Genomic DNA, 10,918 nt, shown 5'->3' with positions numbered 1-10,918 from the left:
GGTCTCGGACCGCGCCGGCCGAGGCCGACCGCGCGGACCGCCCTCGGGAAGCGGGGCGCCGGCTTCGCCCCCGGCGGCGCCTGAGGACCGCGTCTTCGCGGGCCGAGGCCGAGGGCGTGACCGCCTTCGCGGTCTCCGCCGGATCCCCGTCCGCGCCGCCTTCCGTCCCGTCCTCGATCCGGCCCGGCCTTGCCAGCCCGCGCCGCCTCCGCTACCCCGGACCGGCTCTTCGAGGGAGGTCCGGCTCATGCGCATCGGCGTCGATTTCGGCGGCACCAAGATCGAGGGCATCGCCCTCGCCCCCGACGGAACCATCCGCGCCCGACAGCGCGTCGAGACCCCTCGCGGGGACTATGCGGGCTCGGTCCTCGCGATCCGCGAGCTGGTGGGCGCGCTCGAAGCCGCCGCCGGGGCCCGCGCCCCCGCGCTCGGCATCGGCATCCCCGGCTCGCTCTCGCCCGCCACCCGCACCGTGCGCAACGGCAACGCGGTCTGGCTGATCGGCAAACCCTTCGACCGGGACCTGGCCGAAGCGCTCGGCCGGCCGGTGCGGCTCGCCAACGACGCCAACTGCTTCGCGCTGTCGGAGGCCGCCGACGGGGCCGGGGCCGGGGCCGGCGTGGTCTTCGCCACCATCAACGGCACCGGCGTCGGCGGCGGCCTGATCGTGAACGGCCGCATCGTCGAGGGCCGCAACGGCATCGGCGGCGAATGGGGCCATAACGCGCTGCCCAACCCCACCGACGCCGAACGCCCGGGGCCTCTCTGCTTCTGCGGACGGCGGGGCTGCCTCGAGGTCTGGATCTCCGGCCCCGGGCTCGAAGCCGACTTCGCCCGCGCCGTCGGCGCCGGCGACGGCCAGGGCCCGCATGCCCGCGACATCGCCGAGATGGCCGCCGCCGGCGATCCCGACGCCGAGGCCGCCTTCGACCGGCTCTACGACCGCTGGGGCCGCGCGCTCGCCGTGATCGTCAACGTCGTCGACCCCGACATGGTGGTGCTGGGCGGGGGGCTCTCGAACCTCGAAGGCGCCCCCGAACGCATCGCCGCCGCCATGCGCCCGCATGTCTTCTCCGACGTGATGGAGACCGAAATCCGCCGCGCCCTGCATGGCGACAGCTCCGGCGTGCGCGGCGCCGCCTGGCTCTGGGACGAGGAGGAGACCGCATGAACCGACCCGAGATGACCGCTCCCGACGATCGTTCGGTGCATACCGAGGCCGAGGCCCGCCTGCGCCGCCTGCGCATCCGCGGCTGGCGGCGCGGCACCAAGGAGATGGACATGATCCTGGGCCCCTGGTGCGACGCGCTGGCCGACGGGCGCGAAACCTGCGACCTCGACGCGCTGGAGGCGCTGATGGAGGAGAACGACCAGGACCTCTACCTCTGGGTCTCCGGCGCCGTGACCACGCCCGCCCCCCATGACGCCATCGTGGGGCGGCTGCGCGGCTTCCACGGCATCGCGCCCCGCGCCTGAACCGGCGGGGGACGCGGGCGACGGCCTCGGCCGGCCGCCTGCCGCTCCTGCTCGTCGCCGCTTCGCGCGTATTTCTCTCGCGTTAACGTCATATTCGGCATTTCCGCCGAATTGTCGTTTTAGCGAGACGGGATAGCGGAGAACCGAGCATGGCCAAGGGCGCTCAGACGGCGCGGAACGACAGCGGAATCGGGGGACGCGCGACGCGGGTCCGGCCGCAGACGACGCCCGATTTCGGCGAAACCTATCTGGAGCTCCTGTCGTTGGTGGAGCGGCTGCACCGTCTGCTGCTCGACGTGGTGAAGGACGAGTTCGAGCGTCTGGGCCTGCTCGACATCAATGCGGTGCAGGCGTTGCTGCTGTTCAACATCGGCGACGCCGAGGTGACGGCGGGGGAGCTCAAGAGCCGCGGCTACTACCAGGGCTCCAACGTCTCCTACAACCTCAAGAAACTGGTCGAGGCGGGGTATCTGCACCACGAACGGTCCGAGGTCGACCGCCGCTCGGTGCGGATCCGGGTGACCGACCGGGGCAAGTTCATCCACGACACGGTGTCGGAGCTGTTCACCCGCCACGCCGCGACGCTGATGGACGACGCGATGGCGGGGCCCGATCAGCTGCCGGCCGCCAATGTCACCCTGCAGCGGATCGAGCGGTTCTGGATGGAGCATATCCGCTACATCTACTGACCGCGCCGCGCCGCGCTCCGGACCGAGGCGCGGGCCCCCAGGCCGGAGCCGCGCGCCAGCCGCAGCGCCGGTCGCCCCGGATCGCCCGCGCGGCTTGGGCGCGTGGCGCAGGTCGTGACGGGCCCATGGCGGGAACGGCGCGCGCAGGCGTCGCGGACGCAAGGGGGCGGATTCTGTCTTGCCGGTCCCGCCCCGACGCGCCTCTCGCCGGGCCGTTTCGCAAGACGTCCCCCGTCCGGATGCGCCACCGCCCCGGCGCGACTCGCCTCGGCGCATGCTGCCTCGCACCCGCTCGAGCCGAGCCTGGTCACGACGTGACGTCTCGCCTCCACGCCCTCCCGCGCCAGCCGTCCCCATGTCGACCGACCTCGCCCCGACCGGACGCGACCCGACCGGACGCGGGTCCGGGCGTCGGCGCGATGGAGCGCCAATCCTCATCGTTCGCTTGAGCCGAAGCGCCGCGCCGCCCCGCTCGAAGCGATCTCCTCCGGCGCCGGATCTCGAGCCCCGAGGCCGGCCGCAGCGCTCGCGCGCCGGCGACGCGCGAGGCGACGGCCATGTCGGAAACATGCTCCCCGCTACGCCCTAGATCCCCGGGAAGCGCAAGCCCGGCCTCCGCGCGGTCCGGAGCGCTGGGAAGCGCCGGCCGCCAGACATGCCCGCAGGCCCCTTATCCGCCATTCCCGCCCGCCTCGCGGTCAACGCCCTCGACCCCGGCTCAACGCGCCGCAGGCGGGACGGCGCCGCCTGCGCGCCCTCGATGCGGCGCTTCGGTTCGCGGCGGCCGGCGCCACGCGGGGCCTTGGGGTCAGAGCGCGCGGGCGAGCGCGCAGAAGCCGGCGAGGTCCACGTCGTCGGCGCGCAGCGTCTCCGCCACCCCCGCCCGGGCGCAGAGGCCGATCGCGTCCGGCGTCGCCTGCTTCAGGCTCTGGCGCAGCATCTTGCGCCGCTGCCCGAAAGCCGCCGCCGTGATCCGCCTCAGCGCCGCCGCCGGCGCTGGAAACCGCGGCTCGGCCAGCGGGCGCAGCACCACGACCGCCGACGTCACCTTGGGCGGCGGGGTGAAGGCCGAGGCCGGCACTTCGAACGCGATCCGCGCCTCGCAGCGCCACTGCGCCAGCACCGACAGCCGCCCCCAGGTCTTCGAGCCCGGACCCGCCACGATCCGCTCGGCCACTTCGCGCTGGAACATCAGGGTCAGCGAGTCCCAGGCCGGCGGCCAGGGCTCCGCCTCCAGCCAGCGCACCAGCAGCTCGGTGCCGACGTAATAGGGCAGGTTGGAGACGATCCGCCACGGCGCGGCCATCCGCGCCTCGGCCCCCGCCTCCAGCGCGTCGCCCTCGATCACTTCCAGTTTGCCGTCATGGGCCTCCGTGATCTCGGCGAGCGCTGGCAGGCAACGCGGATCCCGTTCCACCGCCAGCACCCGCCCCGCGCCCTCGATCAGCAGCGCGCGGGTCAGCCCGCCCGGGCCCGGCCCCACCTCCAGCACCGAAGCGCCATCCAAGGGCCCCGCCGCGCGCGCGATGCGACGCGTCAGGTTGAGATCCAACAGAAAATTCTGGCCCAGCGCCTTCTTGGCGGCGAGCCCGTGGGTCGCGATCACCTCGCGCAGGGGGGGAAGGCCGTCCGGCGACGGGCCCTCCTTCACGTCCCCGCCGCCGCGCGTCGGGCGGCCATCGCGGCGGCGAGCCTCAGCGCCTCGATCAGGCTGGTGGGATTCGCCAGCCCCTTGCCGGCGATATCGTAGGCGGTGCCGTGATCGGGCGAGGTGCGGATGAAGGGCAGGCCCAGGGTCACGTTCACGCCGCGGTCGAAATCCAGCGCCTTGATCGGGATCAGGGCCTGGTCGTGATACATGCAGACCGCGAGGTCGTAGCGGGCGCGGGCGGCGGCGTGAAACATCGTGTCGGCGGGCAGGGGTCCGGCGATTTCGAACCCCGCCTCACGCAGGCGGGCGACGGCGGGGGCGATGATCTCGATCTCCTCGCGCCCCATCGCGCCGCCTTCGCCGGCATGGGGGTTGAGCCCCGCCAGCGCGATCCGCGGCCGCGCGAACCCGAAGTCGCGCACCAGATCCGCGGCGGCGACGCGCACCGTCTCCTCGATCAACGCGGCGGTCAGGGCGCGGGGAACATCCGTCAGCGCGATGTGGATGGTCACCGGGACCACGCGCAGCTGAGGACCGGCCAGCATCATCACCGGACGGGCGACGCCGGCGAGCGCCGCCAGGAACTCGGTATGGCCGGGATGGGCGAAGCCGGCGCCGTCATAGAGCGCCTTCTTGTTGATCGGCAGGGTGCAGACCGCCCCCGCCGTCCCGGCCCGGGCGAGCGCCACCGCCTCCTTGATCGAGGCGACGACCATGGCCGCGTTGGCGGGGTCCGGCCGCCCGGCCGGGGCCGGCGCGGCCAGAGGCCGGTGCAGGACCGGGAGCGCATCGGCGAAGACGCCGCGCGCCTCTCCCGGCGCCGCGATCCGGGCGACGGGCGCGCCGCCGGCGGCCGCCCAGTCGGCGTCGCCCACCAGAAAGAAGGCGCAGGCGGGCTCGGCGCGCAAGGCGGCCCAGGCCCCGGCCGCGATCTCCGCCCCGATCCCCGCCGGGTCGCCGCAGGTCAGCGCGACGGGGGCGGCGACGACGGGGGCGACGACGACGGGGGCGGCGCGCTCAGCGTCGTTCGACATAGGCCCGCGCCCGCAGCTCCTGCAGCCGGCCCTCCGCCAGGCGCGACAGGCGCTGGTCCAGCAGCTGCAGGCGCACCCGCTCGCGGTCCTCGGCGGTCAGCTCGCGCGGCTGCTCGCGCCGGTCGACCAGCTTGAGCACCACCACGCCGCGCGGCACCGGGATCGGGTCGGTGACCTCTCCGGGCTGCATCCGCTGCAGCATCTGCGCCAGCTGCGGCGGCAGCTGCGCCGCGGGGGCCCAGCCGACCATGCCGCCCTTCGGCGCGCTCTGGCTCTGGCCCCAGCGCCGGGCGAGGGCGGCGAAATCGGCCCCGCCGCGGGCTTCGGCGACGATCTTGCGGGCGCGGGCCTCGACCTCCGCCGGGGAGTCGCCCAGCGCCATGGCGATCTCGCCCAGCGAGAAGTCCACGGTCTTGTCGAGCCCCATGACCTTGATCTGCTCCGCGACCTCCTCCGGGCCGAGATCGACCGTCGGCTGGTAGTCGCGCCGGATCAGCGAGGACCACATGATCTCGGTCTCGATGAATTCGCGGGCGACGGCGAGCGACACGCCCGCGGCCTTCAGCCGGGATTCGAGCTGGGCCGGGCTGCTCGCGCCCTGCGACTCGGCGAAGCGGGCGAGGCCGTTCTGGACCTCCTGCGGCTCCACCTTGATGCCGGCGGCGGTGGCGGCGGCGCGCTTGAGCCGTTCGTCGATCATCGACTCGAGCCCGGTGTCGAGGTCGATGTCGGGGCGCACGCCGCTCAGCTTCAGCAGGCGGGCGCGCTGCTGCACGTCGAAATTGGTGATCGCCTTGCCGTCGACGAAAGCCGCGGCCTGGAAGGCGCCGGCCTCTCCCTGGGCGCCGGACTGGGCGGCGGCGCGGGCCGGATGCAGGACCGGAGCGGCGGCGACCAGCGCCAGGCCCAGCGACAGGGCGACCGAGGCGGCGCCGGAGGCGAAGCCGCGCGGGGTGCGCCGCGCCGGACGGGGCGGGCGGCCGGCGGTTCGGATCTGGGTCGGCGTCATCGGTCTCATTCCTCTCTCCTCGTCCCGCCGGGCCCGGACGGGTCCTGCGGCGGTCTGCGGCTCGCGCCGCCCGTCCTTGGCGTCATGCGGCCCGAGCGGCGCCGGATCAGTCCAGCTTCGGCGCGCAGGCCCCGGTCGGCGGCGCGGCGGGGCCGTCGCTCCCACCCAGCGCCCACAGGTTCACCCGCAGCCCGAAATAGGTCGAGGCCGGCACGTCCTCGGTCGAGGTGAAGCGCCGTCCGACATAGAGCGCCACGTCCACGCATTCGTTGGCGTAGCCCACCAGCCCCTCGGTGCGCACCCAGCGCTCCGACTCCAGATCGCGCTGCGCGTCGCCGCCCACATACCAGTTTCGGCCGAGCGCGTAACGCGCCTCCGCGGCGACCTCGTGACGGTCGTTCGGGGTCACCGCGTCGGCGGCGAGCCAGGCGTAGGTTCCGGCCAGATCCAGACCTCCGAACGAGGTCGATCCGTAAACCTCGTTGCGGTTGATCTCAAGGTCGTCGCCCATCCTGATCCGATGCGCGAGCTTCACCGTTCCGGGAAGATCGAGCGACCAGGCCGCGACGAAATCCGACTCGCGCTTGTTGAGCCCGATGCCGGCGGGAAAGGACCCGATCTCCTTGGGCCGCAGCACCCGGCCGCCGGCGAAGGAGAAGCGGGCGCCGTCGTCGCCGAGCCGGGCGTAGCGCAGGCCGACATTGAGCCGCGAGCCTTCCTCGAACCCGTCCCAGCCGGTGTGCCGGCGCAGCGAGAACAGCGAGGTCTCGTCGAACTCCACCAGCTGGCTGTCCTCGTTGGGATAGATCGGGCTGTCGTCCTGATAGGTGGCGAAGACCGCCTGCACGATCGGCTCGACCAGATGGGTGACGGGCCCCTCGCCCAGCAGCCCGCTCAGCCAGTCGCCGTTCCCGTCGCGGCGCAGCAGCGGATAGCGCGCCTCCAGCGCCAGGGTGGGCGCGAAGCGGGTGCGGTCGTCGGGGCCGGCCGAGGTCGAATCGTTGATCTGCCAGCTGTCGCCGCGCAGGTCGCCATAGGCGGTCAGCTGCACGCCCGGCGTGGTGATCCAGCGCTTTTCGTAATCGACGCCGACGAAGCCGTGCAGCGTATCCTGCCCCTGGGTCCGCTTCAGCGCGTAGCCGCCGAGATCGAGGCCGAACTGCCCGCCCATCGGCGCGTCCCAGACCCGGCGGCCCTCGAAGGTGGGGATCGCCATCGGGATCTGGCCGAAGGGCTCGTTGTCGCGCAGCGACTGGAAGCGGACCAGCGAGACCTCGCCCCAGCCCGACGCGTCCGAGTCGCGTAAGAACAGTTCCGATTCCAGCCGGTCGTCCTCGGAGAACTCGTAGCGGCGCAGATAGCCGTCGTCGGAGGCCTGCTCGATGGCGAACCCCGCCTCCAGCCCGCCGCCGAAGCGGTAGAGGCCGGCGCCGAACAGGTGCCCGCGCACTTCGCTGTCGCCGTCGTAGTCCTGCTGGGTGATCGAGCCGGCGAGGCTGAGCGAGGCGCGCTCGTATTCGCCGCGGAACTCGCCCTCCAGGATCAGGCCGTCGTCGGTGGTCACGTAGGGGGTGAAGGTGATGTCGGTCTGGTCCGACAGCACCCAGTAATAGGGCAGCTTGATCGCCTGCCCGAAATTGCCGTTCTGCTTGTAGATCGGGGGCAGGATGCCGCTCGCCCGCTTCAGGCTGGGGTCGGGATGGCGGAAATAGGGGGTCCAGGCGACCGGCGTGCCGAGGATGTCGAAGGTGGCGTTCTCGTAATGCACGGTGCGGGTCTGCTCGTCATGCACGATGCGCTCGGCCCGGATCCGCCAGAGGGGCGTCGGGTCTTCGGGGCAGACGATGCAGGGCGAGAACACCGCCTTGGTCAGGACGTTGTAGCGCCCGTCGATGCGCCGCGCCTCGGCGGCGGCGAAGCGGGCGTCGTCCTTCATCAGGGCGCGGGCCCCGCGGATCAGGCCGTCGCGCAGCCGCGAATCGAGGTCGGCGAAATCGGCGAGCAGGGTCGCGCCCTCTTCGCCGCCGCGCAGCATGATCGGGCCGTCGGCCTCGATCCGGTCGGCGCCCGGCGAATAGACCACGCGCGACGCGGTGAGGGTGCGGTCGCCGTAAAAGACCTCGACATTGCCTTCCGCGGTCAGGGTGTCGGCTTCGGTGTCGTAGGTGACCCGGTCGGCGATCAGGCTGACCGGCCCCTCCAGCCGTTCGGCGCCGAGCGTCGCGGAAAGGCCGGTGGGCGGCTCGGTCGTCTGGGCTGCGCCCCCGGGCGTCTGGGCGGAGGCGGGGCACCCGGGCCAGATCGCGGCCGCGGCGAGCCACGCGAAGGCCAGGCCCAGCGGGCGCGCAGGACTGCGGCGGCGGCTGGGGCGGCGGGGCGGCGTCTGGAAGAGCGCGGGCAAGGGCGGTTCCTGTCGATCGCCGGTTCGCCGGCCTGAGGCCCCCTCCTTAGCCGTCCTCTAGATGCAGGAGCAAGCCGAGCGCGCACAGCGTCATCGCCACGGGCGGGATCCAGGCCGCCAGCGGGGCCGGGATCGCGCCCGAAGAGCCGAAAGCCTGGGTGACGTTGGCGAGGAAGAAATACACCAGCCCCGCCCCCACCGCCCCCAGCGCCATCAGCCCGAGCCCGCCGAATCGCGCGCCGCGCATCGAGAAGGCCGCGCCGATCAGCACCATGGCCGCGAACAGCAGCGGCTGGGCGAGCTGGGCCTGCCAGTGCATCCGGTGGCGGGTGGAGCTGATGCCGGCCGCCTCCAGGCTGCGGATGAAGCCCGGAAGCTCCCAGAACGAGATGGTCTTGGGGCTGGCGAAGCTCTCCAGGATCTGGTCGCGGGTCAGGCCGGTGGGCAGGGACATCGTCTCCATGTCCTCCCACAGCATCGCGCGGGCCGAAGCGCCGTCGGCGACCGGGCCGCGGCCGGCGTCGAGCGCCCCCGGCGACGGTTCCTGCGGCGGCGGATCATGGGCGACGCCCGGATCGCGGCCGGTCTCTGCGCCGCCTGTCTCTGCGCCGCCTGTCTCGGGGCCGCCGGTCTGCGCCGATGCCGCCTCGGGCGCGCCCGGCCTCGCGCCATCGGCCGCGGCCGCGCCGCCCTCGGTCCCCGCCAGCCGCCAGCGGCGCACGTCGAACAGGGTCCAGGCGCCAGGATCCAGCACCGCGCGGGAGGCCTCGATCCGGCCCTCCAGCAGGTCGCCCGGCCCGAAGCGGAAGAAGGTCACGCCCCAGAGCTGGGTGCCGTCGCGGTTGGCCCGCTGGGCATGAACCACGGCCTGAGCGCCGCCGCCCTCGGCCTGGCGCAGCCAGAGACCGTTCTCGGAGATCGAGAGCAGGCTGGTGCGGTCCTTGATCCAGCGCGATTCCTGCCGCTCGAACCGCTGCATCAGGCCCGAGGCGACCGGGTTCAGCACCCCGAAGGCCAGCACGCCCAAGAGCGCCGACGCCGCCACCGCCGGCGCGATCAGCCGCCAGACCGAGATCCCCGCCGCCCGCGTCACCACCAGCTCGGAGGCCCGCGCGAGGCGCGAGAAGCAGACCATGGCGGCGATCAGCACCAGGAAAGGCAGGATCTCCATCATCAGGGCGGGGGCGTGCAGCACCGCCAGCTCGAGCACCTGGGCGAAGCCGGTCTCGGTGCCGGCGGCGCGGCGCATCTGCTCCACCAGGTCGATCATGGCGACCAGCAGCAGGATCGAGGCGAAGGCCGCCGCCGCCGCGGTCAGGAACCGCCGCGCGATGTAGAGCGAGAGCGTGCCGATCATGCCGAAGCCCCGCCGCGGCGGTCATCCGGGCCGACGGCTTGCGCCGGCGCCGCCCCTCGGGTCCCGGGCAGGCCCTGCCACAGGACCAGCAGCGCCAGCCCGGCGCCGAGCAGCGGCGCCAGATACATGACCGGCCAGAGCGCTTCCATGTCCGAGGTCGCCGATTTCGCCGCCACCCCCGCCAGCCGGCAGAGCGCGGCAAGCGCCACCGCCGCCGCGATCCGCTGCCCGTAGCCGCGCCGCCGGAAGCCGGGGCCGAGCAGGCTGGCGAGCCCGATCAGCGGCAGCGCCACGGCGTAGAGCGGGGAGGAGATCTGCTCATGCCCCTCCGCCACGAACTCGTCGGGCGCGCGGCCGTCCAGCATGTCCGGGGTCGGGGCGACCAGCTGCCAGGCATAATATTCCGAGGGCTTCAGCCGGCGCGAGGCGCCCGGCTCGACCAGGGTGGAAAGATCGTAGACCAGCTTGTCGAAGCTCAGCGCCGACAGGGTGCGGTCGTCGCGGTTCAGCCGCTGGGCGGCGCCGTCGAACATCACCAGGCGGGGGCCTTCGTGGGTGCGCACCAGGGCGGCGCGCTCGGCGGTGTAGGTCAGGCGCGCGTCGGGGTCGCGGTCGTCCTGCACGAAGAGGCCCGCCATCTGGCCGTCGCGGGTGGTGCGGCGCACGTAGACGGTGACGCCCTCGGCCGGGGTGATGAACTCGCCCTCGCGCAGGAGCGCGCCGGCGACGTCGGCGCCGAGCTCGGCCATCTGGGTGCGCAGCTCCCGGCTCGAGGCGGGCATGAGGTAGAGCGTGACCACCGCCATCGCCACCATCACGCAGCCGCCGAAGGCCGCCACGGGGCGTGCGAGCGCCACCCGGCTCATCCCCGCCGACATCAGGACCACGATCTCGGAGTCGACGAACATGCGGTTGAGCGCGAAGAGCGCGGCGCCGAAGGCCGCCACCGGCAGGATCAGCGACATCACCACCGGCAGCAGCAGGACGGCGAACTGGGCGAAGAGCGCCGCGGACTGGCCCGAGGCGACCACGGTTTCGATCACGCGCAGCGACTGCGTCAGCCAGACCAGCCCCAGCAGCACGAGGGAGAACAGGCCGAAGGGCCCGAGGATCTGTCCGATCACATATCGCGAGACGGTGTTTCTCATGGCGCCTAAATGGCTGCGGGAAGGGGTCGATGGCAAGGCGATGCGGCGTCGAGGCCGGCGAAATCGCGGCGTCAGGGCGCCGCGGCCGGCGTCGTCCGGGATGAGGAGGGGGCGCCGCGACCGGCGCGGCGCCTGCTGCGCCGGGTCGCCCGC

At 73.3% G+C, this 10,918-nt stretch carries 9 protein-coding genes; 3 read left to right on the top strand and 6 right to left on the bottom strand.

The genetic code is table 11. The features are described 5' to 3' along the window. Nucleotides 1-247: 247 nt before the first annotated feature. The 3 genes from ACTB72_RS17430 to ACTB72_RS17420 all read left to right on the top strand — a co-directional run bounded on the left by ACTB72_RS17430 (nt 248) and on the right by ACTB72_RS17420 (nt 2,165). The gene (locus ACTB72_RS17430; RefSeq protein ID WP_463038281.1) at nt 248-1,171 is read left to right on the top strand and encodes an ROK family protein; all 924 of its coding nucleotides are present in this window, start codon (nt 248-250) and stop codon (nt 1,169-1,171) included. Continuing rightward, nucleotides 1,168-1,476, top strand: coding sequence for an FAD assembly factor SdhE (locus tag ACTB72_RS17425; RefSeq protein WP_463038280.1), 309 nt, complete (start codon nt 1,168-1,170; stop codon nt 1,474-1,476). The genes ACTB72_RS17430 and ACTB72_RS17425 overlap by 4 nt, the downstream gene beginning before the upstream one ends. Before the next feature lie 149 nt (nt 1,477-1,625). Continuing rightward, on the top strand, nt 1,626-2,165 hold the full coding sequence (locus ACTB72_RS17420; protein ID WP_463038279.1) for a MarR family winged helix-turn-helix transcriptional regulator: 540 nt from the start codon (nt 1,626-1,628) through the stop codon (nt 2,163-2,165). Nucleotides 2,166-2,973: 808 nt separating this feature from the next. Here ACTB72_RS17420 and rsmA read toward each other — a convergent pair. The 6 genes from rsmA to lptF all read right to left on the bottom strand — a co-directional run bounded on the left by rsmA (nt 2,974) and on the right by lptF (nt 10,765). Next, entirely contained in the window at nt 2,974-3,816 is an 843-nt protein-coding gene (gene rsmA, locus ACTB72_RS17415) for a 16S rRNA (adenine(1518)-N(6)/adenine(1519)-N(6))-dimethyltransferase RsmA (RefSeq protein WP_463038278.1), read from the bottom strand. Continuing rightward, entirely contained in the window at nt 3,813-4,850 is a 1,038-nt protein-coding gene (gene pdxA / locus ACTB72_RS17410; protein ID WP_463038277.1) for a 4-hydroxythreonine-4-phosphate dehydrogenase PdxA, read from the bottom strand. The genes rsmA and pdxA overlap by 4 nt, the downstream gene beginning before the upstream one ends. Beyond that, nucleotides 4,834-5,868 carry a peptidylprolyl isomerase gene (locus ACTB72_RS17405; RefSeq protein ID WP_463038276.1) on the bottom strand — a complete coding sequence of 345 codons (1,035 nt, stop codon included), beginning with the start codon at nt 5,866-5,868 and terminating at the stop codon, nt 4,834-4,836. The genes pdxA and ACTB72_RS17405 overlap by 17 nt, the downstream gene beginning before the upstream one ends. A 97-nt stretch (nt 5,869-5,965) precedes the next feature. Continuing rightward, nucleotides 5,966-8,260 (bottom strand): LPS-assembly protein LptD, encoded by a 2,295-nt coding sequence (locus ACTB72_RS17400; protein WP_463038275.1) that lies wholly within the window; start codon nt 8,258-8,260, stop codon nt 5,966-5,968. A 46-nt stretch (nt 8,261-8,306) separates the two neighbouring features. Further along, nucleotides 8,307-9,617, bottom strand: coding sequence for an LptF/LptG family permease (locus ACTB72_RS17395; protein WP_463038274.1), 1,311 nt, complete (start codon nt 9,615-9,617; stop codon nt 8,307-8,309). After that, a complete protein-coding gene (gene lptF / locus ACTB72_RS17390) occupies nt 9,614-10,765 on the bottom strand; it encodes an LPS export ABC transporter permease LptF (protein WP_463038273.1) in 1,152 nt (383 codons plus the stop codon). Before lptF ends, ACTB72_RS17395 begins: the two co-directional genes overlap by 4 nt. Nucleotides 10,766-10,918 lie beyond the last annotated feature (153 nt).

This window comes from Albimonas sp., from assembly GCF_055129145.1.
This window is presented reverse-complemented; position numbering and strand designations above follow the sequence as displayed.

Coding starts and splice junctions, on each gene's coding strand:
- ACTB72_RS17430 (WP_463038281.1), top strand. CDS start 248: ATGCGCATCGGCGTCGATTTCGGCGGCACCAAGATCGAGGGCATCGCC.
- ACTB72_RS17425 (WP_463038280.1), top strand. CDS start 1,168: ATGAACCGACCCGAGATGACCGCTCCCGACGATCGTTCGGTGCATACC.
- ACTB72_RS17420 (WP_463038279.1), top strand. CDS start 1,626: ATGGCCAAGGGCGCTCAGACGGCGCGGAACGACAGCGGAATCGGGGGA.
- pdxA (WP_463038277.1), bottom strand. CDS start 4,850: ATGTCGAACGACGCTGAGCGCGCCGCCCCCGTCGTCGTCGCCCCCGTC.
- ACTB72_RS17405 (WP_463038276.1), bottom strand. CDS start 5,868: ATGAGACCGATGACGCCGACCCAGATCCGAACCGCCGGCCGCCCGCCC.
- ACTB72_RS17395 (WP_463038274.1), bottom strand. CDS start 9,617: ATGATCGGCACGCTCTCGCTCTACATCGCGCGGCGGTTCCTGACCGCG.
- lptF (WP_463038273.1), bottom strand. CDS start 10,765: ATGAGAAACACCGTCTCGCGATATGTGATCGGACAGATCCTCGGGCCC.